The sequence below is a fragment of the Neobacillus niacini genome, assembly GCF_046591715.1.
In the GTDB taxonomy this organism is placed as follows: domain Bacteria; phylum Bacillota; class Bacilli; order Bacillales; family Cytobacillaceae; genus Neobacillus; species Neobacillus niacini_L.
The window spans coordinates 200,646-219,400 of sequence record NZ_JAWVNQ010000001.1; the positions used below are offsets into that span (position 1 = coordinate 200,646).

The window sequence follows — 18,755 nt, forward strand, 5'->3', positions numbered from 1 at the left end:
ATTCCAGACCAATCCTAATTGATTGTCTAGTACCCTTTTAACGCAAGGAAAACGTCTTATCCTACTATTGGTTCGGAAAAGAAGCTCAAAAGTCCATTCGGTATTTTTCCGTGTTTGTTTCCACCACCCACAAACTCTCTGAATCGGTTAAAAATACGTACTACTCTTTATCATCGCTAAAACACATAATTTATTTATATCTATTATAAATAAATCTATATTGGTAATCAAGTCGGTTAAGAGTTACTTCTTATTCCCGCCGACGCTTTTCCAGCGTGTTTGGAATCTCGCACTTTGTTCAACGAATTCAGAGCGTTTCTTTCCGCCAAAGACCTTTTCGCCGAAACCATTTGTCAATACACCCATTAGGGCAGTAATACCAATAATAAGAATTGCAACCATTGATAAATCAGCTATGTATCCAGCCATCCAAATTACCTCCATTTTTACAAATCATCAATGAATCATTAACAGTTGTATTGTAAAACCCCTCATATTCATTTTAAAAGAACTTGAGTATTATTAAAAGAGGTAAAAGAATAAAAAACAATATCGTTTCTAAATGAATGAATGCGTTTTCAATCTGCGGAATTTAATTGAGAAAATAATGATTGTTACTTGATTTACTTTGCTATGAGTAAACCTACAAAAAATATAGATTTCAAACGAATAATATATAAGGTTTATTCATCAATAAAGTCATTAAGAAAACCTTATGTAATAATGAAACCTTTTCACGATATATTCGTCTAATATATTGGAAGTAACAATAAACGGTTCGTATTGGACATTCAATAAATTTTAAAAAAAGAATACCTTTTTTAGAGACAGTGGTGTATAATTAATGATATAAATTACTTATTTATAATAATTTTAATTTAAGGACCAGATGGATTTACAATAGATTTGGATTGTAATAAAAAGAGGAGTGTGGAGACGAATGGTAACATTATACACTTCACCAAGTTGTACATCATGCCGGAAAGCAAAATCATGGTTAGAAGAACATGAAATTCCATATACTGAACGAAATATTTTTTCTGAGCCATTGTCAATTGAAGAAATTAAAGAAATTCTTCGCATGACAGAAGACGGTACAGATGAAATTATTTCTACACGATCTAAGACTTTTCAAAAATTAGATGTAAACCTAGATACAATGCCATTGCAAGATTTATTTGAATTAATTAAAGCTAACCCTGGACTTTTACGTCGCCCTATTATTATTGATGAAAAGCGTTTGCAGGTTGGCTATAATGAAGATGAAATAAGACGGTTCCTGCCGAGGAGAGTTCGTACTTTCCAATTAAGGGAAGCCCAGCGTATGGTTAATTAAAAATAAATGCAGAAGCCTTCATTACGAAGGCTTTTTTTCTACCTTTATGCCATTTAGTTTGAGATTTATATGTCATTTTGTTACAATATAAGGAATATCTAATTAATAGGCAAATGAATGGTTTTTGCAATTAAGGGTAATTTTATTTCCCAAAATAAAACTTTTGTCATAAAATGAAAGTACAAGGATTACAGACTTTTTTTACAACACAATAATAAATCCTTTTACTTGGGAAATTGCTAAAAAGCATTGTCTGCTGGGGGTATTTTGTCCCTTCAATATGGAAACGGAAGGGAGAGGTAAAGATGGAAATCGAACGAATTAATGAGAATACAGTAAAGTTTTACATCTCTTATGGTGATATAGAGGAACGAGGCTTTGATCGCGAAGAAATTTGGTACAATCGGGAGCGCAGTGAAGAACTCTTTTGGGAAATGATGGACGAAGTTCATCAAGAGGAAGAGTTTGTAGTGGAAGGACCTCTTTGGATTCAAGTGCAAGCGTTAGAAAAAGGGCTTGAAATTCTTGTAACGAAGGCACAGGTATCTAAGGATGGACAAAAGTTTGAGCTTCCAATTCCAAATGAAAAATTAAAGGATTTGCCTGGGGATGGAAATATTGAAGATATCTTAGACCAGCATTTCAATTCCGGACAACGCGATGATGATGACATTTTACTTGAGGAAGAGTCTTTAGAGTTTTTAATTGCTTTCAAAGATTTTGAAGACGTTATTATGTTGTCAAATCGAGGCGGATTGGATGATTTAATCACTGTATTGTACAACTTTGATAATAAGTATTATTTATATACTGAGTTTCCTGAAGATTTGTTTGAAGAGGACGAAATAGATGATATCCTAAGTATCCTGTTAGAATACGGTTATGAAACACAGTTAACCATCCATCGTATTCAGGAATATGGTAAAGAGATTATAGCTAACAATGTATTCGCTGAAATTAGAAAACATTTTAAATAAACGTACCGATTTCTACTATTGAAATCGGTATTTTTTACATTGGATTTAGTATTATTGGCGGTGATGAAACTGAAAAACACAGTAAGGGTCGTTCTGTTTATACTTGGTTTATCCGTACTTTTGTTTTTCTTTAAACAATATTTAGATGGGGGAATATTTGGTTTTCTCAGCCTCCTAATTTCGTTGTCAGTTATTTTTATCGCATTTGTGATTTTCTTAGAAAATCGGCATCCAACTCAAACCATTACTTGGCTGGTTGTATTAGGAAGCTTTCCTTTAGTTGGTTTTTTCTTTTATTTATTATTCGGGAGGAATTATCGAAAAGAAAGAATGTACCGGAAGAAATATTTTCTCGATAAACAGACTTTCTTAAATGTGGAGGGTGAAAATGACCCTCGAAGTGAAGAAAAACTAAGTTTAATGGGAGAGCACCAAGCAAGGCTATTTTCACTGGCACAAAAGTTAGGGAATAGCCCTATCTCTTTTGATACTTCCACAAAGGTATTAACCAATGGGGAGGAGACATTCCGGCATATACTTGAACAATTGAATAGAGCTAGACATCATATTCATATGGAGTATTATATTGTCCGTGATGATGGTATTGGGCAAGAGATTAAAGATATCTTAATTGAGAAAGCAGCCCAAGGGGTAAAGGTTCGATTCCTCTATGACGCAGTTGGGTCTTGGAAATTATCCAAGAAATATATAAGTGAATTAAAAAGTGCAGGGATAGAAACAATTTGTTTCGGTCCTGTTAAACTGCCTTTTTTAAACAATAAATTTAACTTCAGAAATCATCGGAAAATAATTGTCATTGATGGAATGATTGGATTTGTGGGCGGGCTGAATATCGGTGATGAATACCTTGGCAGGAATCAGACCTATGGCTTTTGGCGTGACACTCATTTAATGTTAAGAGGGGAAGCCGTTCGATCGCTGCAGTTAATCTTTTTACAAGATTGGTATTACATGACCAACCATAGTTTTTTAACAGCAGAGTATTTGTCTCCGCAAATTGATGAGAAAAACCATGGAGGAGTGCAATTAATTGCAGGCGGCCCGGATAACGAATGGAGTGTTATTAAAAATATATTTTTCTCCATGATAACCTCAGCAAAAGAATCTGTTTGGATTGCTTCTCCATACTTTATTCCGGATGAAGATATTTTTTCTGCTATAAAAGTAGCTGCACTTAGTGGAATCGATGTAAGATTACTTGTACCAAATCGGCCGGACAAACGTATTGTCTTTCATGCTTCTCGTTCTTATTTTCCAGAGCTTTTGGAAGCAGGTGTCAAGGTATACGAATATCAACGCGGGTTTATGCATAGTAAAATCGTCATAGTTGATCATGAACTTGCATCGATAGGTACATCTAATATGGATATGCGCAGTTTTCATTTAAATTTTGAGGTTAATGCGTTTTTATTTCGGACGAAAAGTACCCAAAAGCTCGTAGCAGAATACATCAATGATTTAGAATATGCAAAGGAGCTGGAATTAACCTCATTTAACAAAAGGCATATCGGCCTGAGGTTAATAGAATCAACAGCAAGGTTATTATCACCGCTTCTTTAAGTTCACAAGCTCGTCAAAACTGACGAGTTTCTTTTTTATTTTAAAAGGATTTATTGAGAACTAACACGAATGTAAGAAGCAAAAGGAGGTTGAAAACAATTTGTTGACGGCTAAAACGAGATTAGGAAAAATAATCAGCTTAGGTAATAATTATAAGAAAGAAAATCTTTTGGTACTTCGGGACACGGAGAAGTTTTCTTGTCCTGTTTGCGGCGAAGCAGTTTCTCTTAAACTAGGCAATCAACGTATTTACCATTTTGCTCACCGGAGTGGTACAATTTGCAAAGATTTCTACGAAAGTGAAACGATTTATCATATGGAAGGAAAGCTGCAGCTCTTCCATTGGCTAAAAAGACAGCAGATTCAGGCAGAATTAGAATATTATGATCCTATTATTGGGCAGCGTCCGGATGTCATGTTCTACTATGAGGGGAACAAGTATGCATTGGAATATCAATGTTCACCAATAACAGAAGAGATATTTATCAAACGTACGAATGCCTATTGCCAACATAATTATATTCCACTCTGGATTATTGGAGGGAAGCATATTAAAGCAAAAAGGAGTAATATTTTTTCACTGTCAAACTTCCAATACTTCTTTATAAGAGAAACTAAAGACAGACAATTAATACTTCCCTCTTATTGTCCCGAAGAAAAACAGTTTCATATCCTCAGTTCGATCATTCCTTATTCAGTTAAAAATACACTGGCAAATCACTTTCAATCCTTTATCCAAGATACCCGAGTAGATGAAGTATTAACACCAAATTGGAAAGTGCATTCAAACTTTTCAAAATGGACAAATGAAAATGAGCGAAACACTATGAATTGGTCGCTTCATCCTACCACAGACCAGAGTCGTTTTCTTCGCGAAATATATCAACATAACCTCAACTTATATTTGCTTCCCCCAGAAATTGGCTTACCTGTCTATCATTCTCTTCTAATCCAAACACCTGGAATAATCTGGCAAACCTATTTGTATTTAGATTCTTTGGAGGATAAATGGCCAAATGATTTTATTGATCTGAAAGACGTTGAAAGAAATTTTAACTATAGAATTAAAACTAATGAGATTACGATAAGGGCACTGCCTCAACTCACAGGAGTGTCATCTTTTTTTGCGGTAAAAGAATATTTTCTTGAGCTAGAGAAACTTGGATTGGTCACTAAAAGGAGTGAAACAATGTATCAACTGCAAAATAGGATATACATCCCTAAATCAAATCGGGAAAAAGAAGAAAGAAGAAAAGAGTTTTTACAAAAATATAAGTCCATCCTCGCAAAAATATAAATGAAATAACACTTTGGGGCATAATATAATGGGTAAATCTTATTAATATAAAGGAAATAGCATGGAAAAAGGAGAATAATAACAGGGGTTTATTTTTTTTCGGAAACCGAAAAACTTGAATGGAGGAAGAAATATGGTAAATGAAGCTGCAGTAAAAGCATTGCCGCAAAGAAGTGAAATACCGGTTGAGGATACATGGAGACTAGAAGATATATTTCCAAATGACCAAGAATGGGAAAAAGAGTTTCAAGAAGTAAAGAACCAGATTTCTGGAATTAAAGAATTTGAAGGGAAGCTAGGTGAGAGTGCTGACACTTTGTATAATGCTCTTCAATTTCAAGATAAGCTTCTAGAGAGAATTGGCAAGCTCTATACATACGCCCATATGCGCTATGACCAGGATACAACAAATTCCTTTTATCAGGGATTAGATGACAGGATGAAAAACCTCTACTCTCAAGCAGGGAGTCAATTAGCATTTATTGTCCCTGAGATCCTTTCTCTTCCTGAAAGCAAGGTGAACGGATTTTTAGGTGAGAAAGCTGAATTAAAGCTTTATGAGCATGCCATTGAGGAAATTAATCTTCAAAGACCTCACGTTTTGTCAGCAGAGCAAGAAGCACTGTTAGCAGAAGCCAGTGAAGTAATGGACGCATCAAGTAATACCTTCGGGATGTTAAATAACGCCGATTTAAAATTCCCATCAGTCAAAGATGAGAATGGTGAAGAGGTTGAGATTACTCATGGACGTTACATCCGATTCCTTGAAAGTGCAGATCAAAGGGTTCGCCGAGACGCTTTTAAGGCCGTTTACGAGACCTATGGGAAGTTCCGTAATACTTTTGCCAGCACGATTAGCGGGAATGTGAAAAAAGATAATTTTAACGCAAGGATCAGAAAATATAACTCTGCACGACATGCGGCGCTTTCAGCCAATAACATTCCAGAAAGTGTCTATGATAATTTGGTTAACACCATAAACGAAAATCTACATTTGCTGCATCGTTACGTTAAATTGCGGAAAAAAGTATTGGGTGTAAATGAATTGCATATGTACGATCTATATACACCGCTTGTTAAAGATGTGAAAATGGAAATCCCCTACAAAGAGGCAGAAGAGCTTGTTGTAAAAGGTCTTGCTCCGCTAGGGGAGGAGTATTCACAAATCTTAAAAGAAGGTTTTGATAACCGCTGGGTTGATGTTCATGAGAATAAAGGAAAGCGCAGCGGAGCTTATTCTTCTGGAGCATATGGCACCAATCCTTATATTCTGATGAATTGGCAGGATAATGTGAATAACTTATTTACATTGGCGCATGAATTTGGGCACTCTGTCCACAGCTATTATACGAGGAAGAACCAGCCATACCCGTATGGAAATTATTCAATTTTTGTTGCTGAGGTAGCTTCAACCTGTAATGAAGCACTATTAAATGATTATTTGTTGAAAACAATTGATGACGAACAAAAAAGAATCTATCTATTAAATCATTACTTAGAAGGATTCAGAGGGACGGTCTTCCGTCAAACCATGTTTGCAGAATATGAACATTTAATCCATCAAAAAGCTCAAAATAATGAGGCGCTGACAGCTGATTTATTGACGAGTGAATATTATGCATTAAATAAGAAGTATTTTGGTGATGAGGATATTGTGATTGACGAAGAAATCGGTTTGGAATGGGCTAGAATTCCTCATTTCTATTACAATTATTATGTGTATCAATATGCTACTGGATTTAGTGCTGCCACTGCACTAAGCAAGCAAATTTTAGAAGAAGGGGAGCCTGCTGTTAAACGCTATATTGATTTCTTAAGTTCTGGAAGCTCTGACTACCCAATCGAGGTTCTTAAGAAAGCTGGCGTGGATATGACGAGTGCTGACCCGATTAAGGATGCTTGTAAAGTATTTGAAGAAAAATTAAATGAATTAGAGCAGTTATTGTCATAAAAGGAAAGGGATGGTACAGTGTACCATCCCTTTAAAAACCTCTAAATCTCTTTCTGTCATTCAAATAAAAAAGAAAAGTTAAAATCCCGGTGAAAAATAGTGGAATGCTAATAATTAATGGGAAGATCTTCATTAATGCTAGAATATGAAGGGAAAATCCAAAAATAATAAAAATGACCATGAGGATCACGGGTAAACCTTTCAACAATTATTCCTCCTTTTTAAGGATAATCTTTCAAATTTGAGAATTGTCTAGCTGCAGCGCCTAGGGGCTCGGGTCATAAGCGTGTCTAGTTACGGCTCCTTGGGACTCGAGTCATAAGCCGCCCACTGAAAGAAGGCAAAGAGCGCCTTCTTGCAGTGGGCGGCTTATGCCTTCGTCCCAGGGCAGTCGCCTCCACATTTCATACAATCCGTCAAGAAGGTTAAAGAACAACCTTCTCGCCGGCTCGTCTTATGCCTGTCGCCCCTGGGCAAGGCGCTTCCGCTTTTCTTATATAGTCTATTGTCCATATGAGGTGATTATGATTTTGACAATTATGTGAAATAAAATACAATCACATTGTCAATGGGTTCTATCACATGGTATATTTTATATGTGAAGTTAATCACAACAAACATATACCCCTTTGTTTGACCGTGAAAAATTTCTCCCATCCCCTTTGTTCGTATAATAGAAAAAGACCTTGCAGTTTGCCTGCAAGGTCTTTTCACTTTAATCTTTAATATACCTCCAAAAAGTCCCATACTTCGCTGGGAGCTGTTCAACCTTTTGAAGTAATAGTAATTGTTTCATTTCCCGCTCAACTTGAGAGATAGACATATTATAGACGACTGCGATCTCTTTAGAAGCTACGAGTTTAAAATATTCAAGAAATTTTTCTAAAGGGGGCGGCTGATTTTTTTCAGGTTCTTCTGAAAGCATTTCTTCAAGTATTTGAACATAGACTTCATATGGGTATGACCCAGTTATTTTAATGCCTTCATCCTCTATATTCTCGTTAAAAAATACTAGCGTAGGTATCTCTTGGACTTCCATCTCAGCAGTGATTTTTAAGTCACACTGGAATGCCTTGGCCGCGCTGTCAGAGTGAAAATCAGAGATAAACTCCTCTACATCTAAACCTGCATTTTCCGCGCAGGATGTTAATACTTCAATATGGGATATGTTTTGTTTACCGATAAAAAGTTTTTCTTGCAGCTTACGCAGGAACCGTATTCCAGCTCTTCTGCCTTGCAGCTCAGCTGCTTTAATGGCAACAGAGGCTATGTAAGGGGAAGCTACTGGATCTTCTAACCATAGGCTGCCGTCACAGGACATCCCGGATCTGCTTGCTGTCTTTTCCCATAATTCCGCAATCACTTCATAATTCTTCTTTTTGCTGACATTTAAATTTGCGATACGACCACTTAACACATGTTTTATAGAAAAATATCTTCCATATTCAATGTGCAACTTTTTTAAGATAGGTTCAAGTGCCCAGCACTCTGGGCATAAGGGGTCGATAAACATATATATTTCAAGCGGCTTCTTGTCAAAACTATAGGAGTTTGGCTTTGTATTGAACCCAGGGATACTCACGGATTTCCACCCGGTATCTCACTGTCATCAGGCTTATTAACCATATGCTGTGCAGTAAGATAGAGCCTAGAATAAAATTCATCCCTAAGAGGACCCTCTAAACCAGTCTTGTCCATCGCTTTTGTCATGCATGAAAGCCATGCTTTTGCGCGGGCAGGAGTAATGGGAAAAGGCAAATGTCGTGCACGCATCATCGGATGACCATGCTCCTCAGTATACAAAGGTGGTCCTCCCAAATATTGTGTTAAAAATTGCTTTTGTTTCCGGGCAATTTCTGAAAAATCATTAGGGAAGATTGGAGCAAGGTCAGGATGTTGTGCAACTAGACCATAAAAAGTATCCACGAGGCGATGCAGTGTATCTTCGCCTAGGGCTTCATATGGAGTAGGCTTTTTCTCATTCATGTTGACAACTCCTTTAAGTATGTTTGTATCTATATTTTATCAATGCCAAATTTATATCTCAAATAAACCGCTTATGATTTTTGATGGTAAAACCGAGCAATCTTATTTTGAGTTTTTCGTAAAGGTATATTGTATTGCTTCAGCAGTTCCTGAAAAACAAGTTGTCCAGCTTGAAAATCTTCCACCTCATACTCAATCTCATAGTCTTCTGTATTTAGATATAAGCTATGATCTAATACGAGTATTCCCTCTTTGTAGCGAAATTCAGCTCTTTTTGTAGTAAGAGACCCAAAACAGTTAAATTGGTTCAAAGCTATACTTAATTGTTCAATTCGATCATGAACAATTCCTTTAGGGAATATATGGTGTTGAATAGCTGTCTGGAATTCATTTGCTGATATTTGTTGTGTCGTTTCTAAAAGTCCGAGTGCGGCGGGTTGTTTTAACGTCAATTCATAATGATTATACTTTTCTCTGATTCTAAGGGCAGATCCTGACTTTTTCAATGCAAACTCTGGAGTGTCAAAATAATGATTTTTTTGGGTGACTATATCTTCTTCTTTTACATTAAATGTTGTAAGAAGATGATCATATTCCATCTTCGTAAGTAAATTCTTAAATTCAATTTCAATAGTTTCTGACATTAGGTCCATTCCATTCCTTTCCTAATCTATACTTATTGTATCCAGCTTGATGATAAACCGCAATTCTTGGGAGAAATGGATAGATTATGCTAAAATAAAGGAGTGAATAGTGGAGGTAAAAAAGGATGAAAAAAAAGATAGCAATTACTACAGCAAATTTATCAGATGGTAAAATATTTTTACAAGCAAGTGAGTCGATTAGCGGGTTAAGCCCCGCAGAACAGATTCTAGTTGATTCTAAAGAAATTTCTTTTGTTTACTTAATGGAAAATCATGAGGGATATACATATATCGAAATGAAAGAATCTGTTTGGCCAGAGTTAAAAAAGGTATTAGAACAGCAAATCCCAGTTTGGATTCTTTTTGAGGATGAAGAGCAGGAATTAACTAATTTCTATGAGGAACTAAATGATCTCATACACAATATAAGAGGCAATAGTAATTATGGTGAAGAAATGGTCACGAAGGTAGAAGAGGTTTTTTAAATATATTAAAGTTGTCATTGGGGTGGAATGATGAAGCATTGGGACCAGTTTTTAGCTCCGTATAAACAAGCAGTGTCAGAGCTGAAAATAAAATTAAAAGGGATGAGAGGTCAATTTGAGCTAGATTCCAGCCATTCACCAATTGAGTTTGTGACGGGGAGAGTTAAGCCAATTGCAAGTATCCTTGATAAGGCTAATCAAAAAGGTATTCCGCTAGATAAGTTGGAAGAGGAAATGCAAGATATTGCCGGAATGCGAATCATGTGTCAGTTTGTTGACGATATTCATCGAGTTGTAAGTTTATTAAGGAATCGAAATGATTTTAAAATTATTGAGGAAAGAGATTATATCTCACATAAAAAGACTAGCGGATATCGTTCCTACCATGTAGTGATTATGTACCCTGTCCAAACGATTCATGGAGAAAAAAAGATTCTAGCTGAAATACAAATAAGAACATTGGCCATGAACTTTTGGGCAACTATAGAACATACTTTAAGCTATAAGTATAAAGGGATTTTCCCAACTGATATTCAAATGAGGCTGCAGCGGGCTAGTGAAGCAGCATTTCGTTTAGATGAGGAAATGTCATTAATTCGCGGTGAAATTCAAGATGCCCAAGCATTCTTTACAAGAAATAAAGAGTTTAAACAAGAAGAAAAAAACTGATAAAGCTTTCGTAATTTCAGTACAAGGAGTATACGATGATGAAATTTGCCATTACATCCAAAGGAGATCAAAAGTCAAATATATTAATGCACAAGATGAGGACGTATTTACTTGATTTTGATCTCGTTTACGACGAGGACCAGCCAGATATAGTTGTCTCAATTGGGGGCGATGGGACACTATTATATGCTTTTCATCGATATAGCAGCCGTTTGGATAAGACTGCCTTTGTTGGTATTCATACGGGACATCTTGGTTTTTATGCTGACTGGACACCTGATGAAATTGAAAAGCTTGTAATTGCAATCGCCAAAACACCCTATCAGGTAGTTGAATACCCGTTGATTGAAGTTATCATTCGTTACCAGCATGCTGGTAAAGAGTCCAGGTACCTTGCACTAAACGAATCAACTGTCAAAAGTGTTGAAGGGACATTGGTTATGGATGTAGAAATACGCGGACAGCACTTTGAACGGTTTCGAGGCGATGGCTTATGTGTCTCCACGCCATCTGGCAGTACGGCGTATAACAAGGCACTAGGAGGGGCTATTATTCATCCATCGATCTCAGCCTTGCAGGTTGCTGAGATGGCTTCAATAAATAATCGCGTATTTCGAACAGTAGGGTCACCTCTAATTCTGCCATCCCATCATACTTGTATGCTGAAACCGGTTAATCGGGTGGATTTCCAAGTAACAGTTGACCATCTTACCTTACTTCATAAAGATGTAAAATCAATACAATTTAGGGTGCCAGATGAAAAAATTCGATTCGCTCGTTTCCGTCCATTCCCATTTTGGAGGAGAGTCCATGATTCATTTATTTCAGACTCAGACTAATTCGATATGCCGGAGGAAAAATCATGTTATCAGGATTTCAACTTCAGTGGACAGTAAATAAGCAGCAATCAGGCAGAGTCATTAGGGAATTCCTAAAGGAAGAGGAAATATCCCGTATTGCCCTAACGGATATTAAATTTAACGGCGGCAAAATCCTAGTAAATGACACGGAAGTAAATGTTCGATATTTGTTATCAGAGGGTGATGTTCTTACTGTAATTTTTCCTCGAGAACTTCCAAGTGAAGGGGTATCGGGTGAAAAGATTCCATTGGATATTCTTTTTGAAGATCAATATTTACTAATTGTCAACAAACCGGCAGGCATGAGTACCATTCCATCAAGAGAACATCCAAGAGGGAGCTTAGCCAATGCCTTGATTGGTTACTATGAAGAGATTGGTATAAGTGCAACCGCTCATATTGTCACACGTTTAGACCGGGATACGTCTGGAGTTGTTTTAATCGCAAAGCACCGGCATGTTCACCATCTGCTAAGCAAACAACAGAAAAATGGTCATGTAAAGAGAACCTATGAGGCACTTGCTGAAGGAAATCTTAAATTCGATAAAGGTTCAATTGAGGAGCCAATCGGTAGAAAGCTGGAAAGTATTATTGAAAGAGAGGTACGGAGTGACGGGCAATATGCTTGCACTTATTACAAAGTACTTAAAAGGTATAAAGAGTTTAGCCATGTTGAATTAAAGTTAAAGACTGGTCGTACCCATCAAATACGGGTTCATATGTCTTTTATTGGTCATCCCTTATTGGGCGATGATTTATATGGGGGCAGTCAATCCCTCATAAACCGTCAAGCATTGCATTGTAAAAATATTCAATTTCCTCATCCTTTTACAGGAAAGAATATGATTCTTTCAGCTAATCTTCCATTAGATATTTATGAGTTAATTAAAGAAGGCTGACTCCTTATGTCAGCCTTTTTGCGTAATATGATGATTTCCTAGGAAATTTGTCGATAGTAATAGTATTATTTACCCTAATTTCAGGTAAAGGCTTTAAATTTTTCTGCAATATATGGCATAGTAGAATCTACAGAAACTATTTCCATCTCAGGATACCTTAGTGCAGTTAACTTACCGCCAAAAACAGCCCCAGTATCAATATTGTATGTATTATTGATTATTCTTGGTTCTTTCACAGGTGTATGGCCGTATACAATTAGAGCTTTACCCTCATACTTTTGTGCCCAATCTCTTCTTACAGGAGAACCATCAGGGTGCTTTTCGCCAGTAATATCTCCGTAAAGGACAAATGTTTTCACTTTAGAACTTGTTTTGCCGATGAATTCTTCTTTTATTCCTGCATGTGCAATAACTAGCTTATTTTCATCTAATACTAAGTGAAGCGGTGATTTTTCATATAGTTCAATGAATTTTCTTTTAATGGACTGTTGTTCCTTGCGGGGCAGGGCTTTAAATTCCGCTGTGGTGGTTTCCAACCCATGAGTTTCCTGAACCCTATTTCCTAGAAAGTAACGATATAGTTTATTGCAGTGGTTGCCAGGTGTGTAAAAAGCCTTTTTCTGTTCAATTACCAGGCGCCATACTATTTCGGCCACCTTAAGAGAAGCTGGTCCGCGGTCCGTTAAATCGCCGACAAAACCTAGGAATCGGTTTTCAGGGTGAGTCGGAATTCCGTCCACCCATTCGTAACCGCATTTTATTGTTAAAGCTTCAAATTCGGGCAAACAGCCATGTATATCTCCGATGATATCAATCTTCATTGGAATATTCCCCCCTTAATTATATATATTTTGCTTTAACTTTTGTTTTTTATAAAAAGAATAAAGGAGGTCTTTATGGAACAGCATGCATCCGTCATATCTTTATTAATAGTAGTTTCAGTTGCGTTTGTTACCCCAATTTTACTACATAGATTAAAATTAAATTATATCCCGGTTGTTGTAGCAGAAATTATAATGGGACTTGTGATTGGAAAAAGCGGCTTTAATGTAGTTCATGAAGATATGTGGTTATCAACGCTCTCGACCCTTGGTTTTATATTCCTCATGTTTCTGAGTGGATTAGAAATTGATTTTTCTGCCTTCACAGGAGGAAAGAAACAAAATAAACTCCCAAATGGTAAAAAGGAACCGAACACTTTCTTAGTTTCATCTATCATCTTTATCGGCATATTTATCTTTTCACTAATTTTATCCTATTTGTTTGTTTTAGCAGGTTTTATAGACAATGCCTTTTTAATGACACTTATTATTTCAACCATATCTTTAGGTGTGGTTGTACCTACATTAAAAGAAGCACATTTAATGAAAACAAACATAGGACAAATCATTTTGTTGGTTGCTGTTGTAGCTGATTTAGTGACAATGATCCTTTTGGCTATATTTGTTTCGGTCTATGATCCCGGACAGGGCAATACATGGCTCTTACTCATATTGTTTGCAGCAGGGATTGTTTTGTATTTTATCGGTAAAAGGTTTAAAAATCGTCCAATCCTGGAATCAATGTCAAAAGGGACAGTACAAATCGGCACCCGTGCAGTATTTATGCTGATTATCGTTTTGGTCGGGCTTTCCGAAACTGTAGGCGCAGAGAATATCCTAGGGGCTTTCCTTGCAGGCGTATTAGTTTCTCTCTTATCTCCAAATCAGGAATTAATTCATAAACTAGATTCCTTCGGATATGGCTTCTTAATTCCAATCTTTTTTGTAATGGTTGGCGTGGAGCTAGATGTTTGGTCCTTATTTGCGGATAGGAAGTTATTGTTATTAATTCCATTGTTATTACTTGGGCTTCTCCTTTCAAAGATTATCCCAATATATATATTGAAAATCTGGTATGATACTAAAACTGTGCTTGCTTCAGGTTTCCTGCTTACATCAACCCTATCGTTAGTAATTGCAGCGGCAACAATCGGAGAGCGCATGGAGGTCATTACACCAGAGATGAGCGGAACCCTGATACTTGTTGCGGTCATCACATCCATATTTACGCCAATAGCGTTTAAGAAATTGTTCCCTAAGGAAGCAGCAGTGGATACAACAGTAAGAATTGCCTTTTTAGGTGCGAATCAAGTTACACTTCCTGTTTCAAGAGAATTAAAATCAGGTTTATATGAACCAATTCTATATCATACGAAAATGGAAAAATCCGAAAAACTCATATCGAATTCATTATTTGATATAGTTGAAATTACTGATTACTCTTTAGAAACCATCGAGAAGAATAAAATTCTTCAAACAGATATTATTGTTATCTCAACTGGCGAAGATAAGACAAATGCAAAATTAGCTTTAAAGGCAAAAGAAGCAGGGGTTTCCAGGGTCATTGCTCGTATAGAAAGTCCAGAGTTCGAGCAAAGTTTGAGGGAAAATGAAATTGAGGTTTTCTCCTCCTTCACGTCAACGAAAACATTACTAAGAGCCTTAATTGAAACACCTAGTGTCATGAATATTTTAACCAATCAAGAAACATCCCTTTACGAAATAAGAATGCAAAATGAACAGTACGACGGGATGACTCTACGAAGGTTCCCATTTACTGGAGATGTTATATTTGTCCGTATATTTCGAGGGAAAGATTCGATTGTACCTCATGGTGATACTGAACTTCTATTAAATGATCGTTTAATTGTTACTGGAACGAAAGAATATGTGGATGAATTGAAAAGAGAACTCGAGTTCTAATGCTTTAATGCCTGCAGCTTTTCATTTTTAATAAAATAGTGTAATATTAGTACCAAGTACTAATAACTAATAATAATGTTCGAGTAGGGGGACTATTTCTATATGAATCTTTCTTTAGCTGGAAAAACATATGTTGTAATGGGAGTTGCCAACAAACGTAGTATTGCATGGGGAATTGCCCGGTCACTACACAATGCCGGTGCACGTTTGATCTTTACTTACGCTGGGGAAAGGCTTGAAAGCAGTGTCCGTGAATTAGCTGAATCGTTAGAAGCAGAAGGGACACTTGTGCTTCCTTGTGATGTAACTAAGGATGAAGAAGTTGCTAAGTGCTTTGGTGCAATTAAGGAAGCAGCAGGTACCATTCATGGTGTTGCCCACTGTATTGCATTTGCAAATAAAGAAGAATTAAGCGGTGAATATTTAAACACAACAAGAGAGGGCTTCTTGCTGGCTCATAACATTAGTTCATATTCTTTAACAGCTGTAGCAAAAGAAGCTAGAGGATTAATGACAGAAGGCGGCAGTATCGTCACATTAACTTATCTTGGCGGCGAACGAGTAGTTCAGAACTATAATGTAATGGGTGTTGCAAAGGCATCTTTAGATGCAAGTGTTCGTTATTTGGCCGAAGATTTAGGTAAGGAAGGGATTCGTGTAAATTCCATCTCTGCTGGACCAATCAGGACTTTATCAGCAAAAGGTATCAGTGATTTTAACTCTATAACAAAGGTTATTGAAGAAAAAGCGCCTTTACGCAGAACCACAACTCCGGAAGAAGTTGGTGATACGGCACTATTCCTATTTAGTGATCTTTCTCGAGGAATTACCGGAGAAAACATTCATGTGGATTCTGGATTTCACATTTTATAAAACCATGCCCGCTAACAAATTAGCGGGCATTTTTTTATGAACGAGTATAGGCAATTTGCATACATATAGATTGTAGGGCTAGGTAAATGGAGGTGAATTGGATGGAGAAAAGGACAAAGCGTGGACCGTTACTTTACGTCTCACAGACGTTTTTAAATACACCTATGAAAAACATGCAGGAAGTTTTTACAAACCGGCAGGAGGTTCAACTGCCTATCGAAGAACCAGTGATAGAGGAGGAAAGCAACAAGAAGAAGTCCTTTGAAGTTTCACTCGCAAAGACAGATTTACCTAAAGAAACTAAAGATAAAGATCTGAAAAAGGACCAGAGTATTCAATCGAAACAAGAAAAACCCCGTACATTCAACAAAGTAAAAGGTTTTAGAGAAATGAATCTTAAAGAGCGGTTAGAATATCTGGAAAATTTCCCAAAAGCATTGCCGCCTGTACCGTGCGTCTTTTATACAGAAGAAAAGAATCTGCAAGGATATTTAGTTGAATACAATGAACAGGAAGTAACCATTCGCTTTCCAAATCAAACAACTGAGACGATACCGTTTAAAGAACTTAAAGATGTTATGATGATAGGAATAAAGAGGTAAAAAAAAAAGCCAGCCGGGTTTATCGACTGGCTCATTTTATTACTAAAAATTAGTCACATAGACCAAGGTCTACATCAGCAATACATTGTATTGCACAGAAACAATTTAAATCTACTGTTATACAATCATTGCTGGCACGGAAGCGTTCAACCTGACAGACTCTCTCAAGGTTAATACAGCATCTGTCTCCGCCGGCAACAAGGTTAATTGGAATAAAGTTTCCGCCTTCTCTGCGCCCTGGAATAAGGACGCGAAGTGTTGCACAGCAATTATCAAATACATCTTCCACGCGGAAGAAAATTGATACGCATGCATTGCCTTCGCCGCTAAAGAACGCGTGGAATGGTGAACCATCAGCATTTTTTAATACAAACACACGAGTATCAGCACGGTCTCTTCTTGCTGGTGACACTAATGAACCAAGCGGTTCTAAGAAACAACTAGGACAATCTACACATTCATCATCAAGAACAGCATTATCCTGAATGTCCTTTATTGCACGAACTACATCGCATACACAGCTATTGCTGCTGCGTGCGTCGCTATTTCTGCCACAACCCATTAATTACTCCTCCTATCCGTGATATATATCTTACATTACTAACATATTTAAACAGGACCAATTGGGTAACGGACAAACGCCTTTTTGACTAAAATTAGGCTGATTAAGTGGAAGGGACAGAAACAAATGAACATCGATGTTTTAACTTTAACCTTACTAGGTTTAGCCTGCTTTCGATTAACAAGGCTTATTGTTTTTGATAAAATAACTGAATTCTTGAGGGAACCTTTCTTTGATGAAATAAATGAAGAAAATGAAGATGGCACGGTAGAGGTCTATTATTTACCGAAGAGTACACCCTTTAAAAAATTTATTGGCGAGCTCCTGAGCTGTTATTGGTGTACGGGCGTGTGGATCTCAGCTGGAATTGTAACGGGGTATCTTTTGATACCAACAATCTTCGTCCCAATTATCCTCATATTTGCTGTTAGTGGCCTGGCAGCTATTTTGGAATCAATAGTTCAGTTGTGGATATAAGGGAGAATAAGCCAAAATAGTTGTCTGCCCGAGACAAGTTATCTACTTCTGACATATGTTATTAGTAGCATAACGATAGGGGAGTGGCATTAGGATGAATATTGAAAATAAGAATACGCAGCCAATAAAAACTACTCAAACGAAGAAAACCAAAAAGAAAAAAGGGTGCGGCTGCGGAAAAAAAACGCAAAAATAATGTAAACTGCCAGAAATATTGGCAGTTTTTTTTTGCCCGATTATGTGTAAATCAAAAGTTATTACATTCAAGTCATAATTTTAGCTAATCTCGAAAAAACTACATTGTAGTGGTATTTCTATAATTCGGATAAGGGAAGGAAAATAAATGGTCTACATAATTCGTCTAATGTTAATTGTATCTATATTATTAATGGGTTCTTGTAGTCAGGGGCAAAAGGAGAAGGATAGCCAGCTGGCTCTGATGAAAATGACCAATCCTAACCCGACTGTTACGAAGAAAAATGACGGACAGGATAAAGTAGAGAAAATTGAAAGGGAAGTAAGCAATTTTGATGAGCTTTATGATGTGGCGGTTATCAAAGGAGAAAAGGCAACACTAGTTGTTTATAAAGTGAAGCATATGCAGCGATTTAGAATGAAAAAAATTGAACAGAATTTAAATAAGACGTTAGAAAAAAAGTATCCTAAGGAAAATTTCACCGTGTCCAGTGACTATAAGATATTCTTAGAAGCTGTGCGACTGGTTGAAAAGAAGGAGAATGGAACTTTATCTGATAAACAGGCAGAAAAAAGGCTAAGCGAGATTGTAAAAATGACCTCAGATATGAAGTAAG

General features: G+C 36.8%; 20 protein-coding genes and 1 other annotated feature (1 of these 21 only partly in view). Of the genes, 14 read left to right on the forward strand and 6 right to left on the reverse strand.

Annotated elements, in window-relative coordinates; translation table 11 throughout:
- Positions 1-183 (reverse strand) — a binding site (T-box leader); it reaches 54 nt to the left of the window's first position.
- A 60-nt stretch (positions 184-243) separates the two neighbouring features.
- Positions 244-429 carry a hypothetical protein gene (locus SFC47_RS01060; RefSeq protein ID WP_411252380.1) on the reverse strand — a complete coding sequence of 62 codons (186 nt, stop codon included), beginning with the start codon at positions 427-429 and terminating at the stop codon, positions 244-246.
- 511 nt (positions 430-940) lie between these two features.
- On the opposite strand from SFC47_RS01060, the gene spxA reads away from it, so the two are divergent.
- The 5 genes from spxA to pepF all read left to right on the forward strand — a co-directional run bounded on the left by spxA (position 941) and on the right by pepF (position 7,142).
- The gene (gene spxA / locus SFC47_RS01065; RefSeq protein WP_045519743.1) at positions 941-1,336 is read left to right on the forward strand and encodes a transcriptional regulator SpxA; all 396 of its coding nucleotides are present in this window, start codon (positions 941-943) and stop codon (positions 1,334-1,336) included.
- A gap of 305 nt (positions 1,337-1,641) precedes the next feature.
- A complete protein-coding gene (mecA, locus tag SFC47_RS01070; RefSeq protein WP_411252381.1) occupies positions 1,642-2,313 on the forward strand; it encodes an adaptor protein MecA in 672 nt (223 codons plus the stop codon).
- Between the two features lie 69 nt (positions 2,314-2,382).
- Positions 2,383-3,894, forward strand: a complete 1,512-nt coding sequence (cls, locus tag SFC47_RS01075) for a cardiolipin synthase (RefSeq protein WP_411253593.1) — start codon at positions 2,383-2,385, stop codon at positions 3,892-3,894.
- 100 nt (positions 3,895-3,994) lie between these two features.
- Positions 3,995-5,191, forward strand: a complete 1,197-nt coding sequence (locus SFC47_RS01080) for a competence protein CoiA (RefSeq protein WP_411252382.1) — start codon at positions 3,995-3,997, stop codon at positions 5,189-5,191.
- Positions 5,192-5,324: 133 nt separating this feature from the next.
- Complete coding sequence (gene pepF, locus SFC47_RS01085) at positions 5,325-7,142, forward strand: oligoendopeptidase F (protein ID WP_411252383.1); 1,818 nt, start codon at positions 5,325-5,327, stop codon at positions 7,140-7,142.
- A 715-nt stretch (positions 7,143-7,857) separates the two neighbouring features.
- Here the strand turns inward: pepF and SFC47_RS01090 are convergent.
- The 3 genes from SFC47_RS01090 to SFC47_RS01100 form a co-directional block, all read right to left on the reverse strand.
- Positions 7,858-8,724: a ClpXP adapter SpxH family protein gene (locus tag SFC47_RS01090; protein ID WP_411252384.1), complete on the reverse strand. Its 867-nt coding sequence runs from the start codon at positions 8,722-8,724 to the stop codon at positions 7,858-7,860.
- Positions 8,721-9,128, reverse strand: a complete 408-nt coding sequence (locus tag SFC47_RS01095) for a globin domain-containing protein (RefSeq protein WP_411252385.1) — start codon at positions 9,126-9,128, stop codon at positions 8,721-8,723. Before SFC47_RS01095 ends, SFC47_RS01090 begins: the two co-directional genes overlap by 4 nt.
- A gap of 71 nt (positions 9,129-9,199) precedes the next feature.
- The gene (locus SFC47_RS01100; protein WP_411252386.1) at positions 9,200-9,772 is read right to left on the reverse strand and encodes a CYTH domain-containing protein; all 573 of its coding nucleotides are present in this window, start codon (positions 9,770-9,772) and stop codon (positions 9,200-9,202) included.
- A gap of 125 nt (positions 9,773-9,897) precedes the next feature.
- On the opposite strand from SFC47_RS01100, the gene SFC47_RS01105 reads away from it, so the two are divergent.
- From SFC47_RS01105 to SFC47_RS01120, 4 genes are read left to right on the forward strand one after another with little or no spacing between them, the layout of a single operon-like run.
- A complete protein-coding gene (locus SFC47_RS01105; RefSeq protein ID WP_411252387.1) occupies positions 9,898-10,257 on the forward strand; it encodes a UPF0738 family protein in 360 nt (119 codons plus the stop codon).
- Positions 10,258-10,287: 30 nt separating this feature from the next.
- Positions 10,288-10,926 (forward strand): GTP diphosphokinase, encoded by a 639-nt coding sequence (gene yjbM, locus SFC47_RS01110; RefSeq protein ID WP_411253594.1) that lies wholly within the window; start codon positions 10,288-10,290, stop codon positions 10,924-10,926.
- Positions 10,927-10,964: 38 nt separating this feature from the next.
- On the forward strand, positions 10,965-11,765 hold the full coding sequence (locus SFC47_RS01115; protein ID WP_411253595.1) for an NAD kinase: 801 nt from the start codon (positions 10,965-10,967) through the stop codon (positions 11,763-11,765).
- A 23-nt stretch (positions 11,766-11,788) separates the two neighbouring features.
- Complete coding sequence (locus SFC47_RS01120; protein WP_411252388.1) at positions 11,789-12,685, forward strand: RluA family pseudouridine synthase; 897 nt, start codon at positions 11,789-11,791, stop codon at positions 12,683-12,685.
- A gap of 80 nt (positions 12,686-12,765) precedes the next feature.
- Here SFC47_RS01120 and prpE read toward each other — a convergent pair whose 3' ends face one another.
- The gene (prpE, locus tag SFC47_RS01125) at positions 12,766-13,506 is read right to left on the reverse strand and encodes a bis(5'-nucleosyl)-tetraphosphatase PrpE (RefSeq protein WP_411252389.1); all 741 of its coding nucleotides are present in this window, start codon (positions 13,504-13,506) and stop codon (positions 12,766-12,768) included.
- 75 nt (positions 13,507-13,581) lie between these two features.
- Here prpE and SFC47_RS01130 point away from each other — a divergent pair, with 75 nt between their 5' ends.
- The 3 genes from SFC47_RS01130 to SFC47_RS01140 all read left to right on the forward strand — a co-directional run bounded on the left by SFC47_RS01130 (position 13,582) and on the right by SFC47_RS01140 (position 16,904).
- Entirely contained in the window at positions 13,582-15,429 is a 1,848-nt protein-coding gene (locus tag SFC47_RS01130; protein WP_411252390.1) for a monovalent cation:proton antiporter family protein, read from the forward strand.
- Positions 15,430-15,531: 102 nt separating this feature from the next.
- Positions 15,532-16,302, forward strand: a complete 771-nt coding sequence (gene fabI / locus SFC47_RS01135; protein ID WP_411252391.1) for an enoyl-ACP reductase FabI — start codon at positions 15,532-15,534, stop codon at positions 16,300-16,302.
- A gap of 101 nt (positions 16,303-16,403) precedes the next feature.
- The gene (locus SFC47_RS01140; RefSeq protein ID WP_411252392.1) at positions 16,404-16,904 is read left to right on the forward strand and encodes a CotO family spore coat protein; all 501 of its coding nucleotides are present in this window, start codon (positions 16,404-16,406) and stop codon (positions 16,902-16,904) included.
- Between the two features lie 49 nt (positions 16,905-16,953).
- Here the strand turns inward: SFC47_RS01140 and SFC47_RS01145 are convergent, their stop codons facing one another.
- Entirely contained in the window at positions 16,954-17,466 is a 513-nt protein-coding gene (locus SFC47_RS01145) for a CotY/CotZ family spore coat protein (protein ID WP_411252393.1), read from the reverse strand.
- Between the two features lie 126 nt (positions 17,467-17,592).
- Between SFC47_RS01145 and SFC47_RS01150 the strand changes: the two genes are divergently transcribed.
- Positions 17,593-17,943 carry a DUF1360 domain-containing protein gene (locus tag SFC47_RS01150; RefSeq protein ID WP_411252394.1) on the forward strand — a complete coding sequence of 117 codons (351 nt, stop codon included), beginning with the start codon at positions 17,593-17,595 and terminating at the stop codon, positions 17,941-17,943.
- A 343-nt stretch (positions 17,944-18,286) separates the two neighbouring features.
- Positions 18,287-18,754, forward strand: a complete 468-nt coding sequence (locus SFC47_RS01155; RefSeq protein ID WP_411252395.1) for a sporulation protein — start codon at positions 18,287-18,289, stop codon at positions 18,752-18,754.
- Position 18,755 lies beyond the last annotated feature (1 nt).

Coding starts and splice junctions, on each gene's coding strand:
- spxA (WP_045519743.1), top strand. CDS start 941: ATGGTAACATTATACACTTCACCAAGTTGTACATCATGCCGGAAAGCA.
- SFC47_RS01095 (WP_411252385.1), bottom strand. CDS start 9,128: ATGAATGAGAAAAAGCCTACTCCATATGAAGCCCTAGGCGAAGATACA.
- SFC47_RS01105 (WP_411252387.1), top strand. CDS start 9,898: ATGAAAAAAAAGATAGCAATTACTACAGCAAATTTATCAGATGGTAAA.
- SFC47_RS01120 (WP_411252388.1), top strand. CDS start 11,789: ATGTTATCAGGATTTCAACTTCAGTGGACAGTAAATAAGCAGCAATCA.
- prpE (WP_411252389.1), bottom strand. CDS start 13,506: ATGAAGATTGATATCATCGGAGATATACATGGCTGTTTGCCCGAATTT.
- yjbM (WP_411253594.1), top strand. CDS start 10,288: ATGAAGCATTGGGACCAGTTTTTAGCTCCGTATAAACAAGCAGTGTCA.
- pepF (WP_411252383.1), top strand. CDS start 5,325: ATGGTAAATGAAGCTGCAGTAAAAGCATTGCCGCAAAGAAGTGAAATA.
- SFC47_RS01150 (WP_411252394.1), top strand. CDS start 17,593: ATGAACATCGATGTTTTAACTTTAACCTTACTAGGTTTAGCCTGCTTT.
- mecA (WP_411252381.1), top strand. CDS start 1,642: ATGGAAATCGAACGAATTAATGAGAATACAGTAAAGTTTTACATCTCT.
- SFC47_RS01060 (WP_411252380.1), bottom strand. CDS start 429: ATGGCTGGATACATAGCTGATTTATCAATGGTTGCAATTCTTATTATT.
- fabI (WP_411252391.1), top strand. CDS start 15,532: ATGAATCTTTCTTTAGCTGGAAAAACATATGTTGTAATGGGAGTTGCC.
- SFC47_RS01130 (WP_411252390.1), top strand. CDS start 13,582: ATGGAACAGCATGCATCCGTCATATCTTTATTAATAGTAGTTTCAGTT.
- SFC47_RS01145 (WP_411252393.1), bottom strand. CDS start 17,466: ATGGGTTGTGGCAGAAATAGCGACGCACGCAGCAGCAATAGCTGTGTA.
- SFC47_RS01155 (WP_411252395.1), top strand. CDS start 18,287: ATGGTCTACATAATTCGTCTAATGTTAATTGTATCTATATTATTAATG.
- SFC47_RS01115 (WP_411253595.1), top strand. CDS start 10,965: ATGAAATTTGCCATTACATCCAAAGGAGATCAAAAGTCAAATATATTA.
- SFC47_RS01140 (WP_411252392.1), top strand. CDS start 16,404: ATGGAGAAAAGGACAAAGCGTGGACCGTTACTTTACGTCTCACAGACG.
- SFC47_RS01100 (WP_411252386.1), bottom strand. CDS start 9,772: ATGTCAGAAACTATTGAAATTGAATTTAAGAATTTACTTACGAAGATG.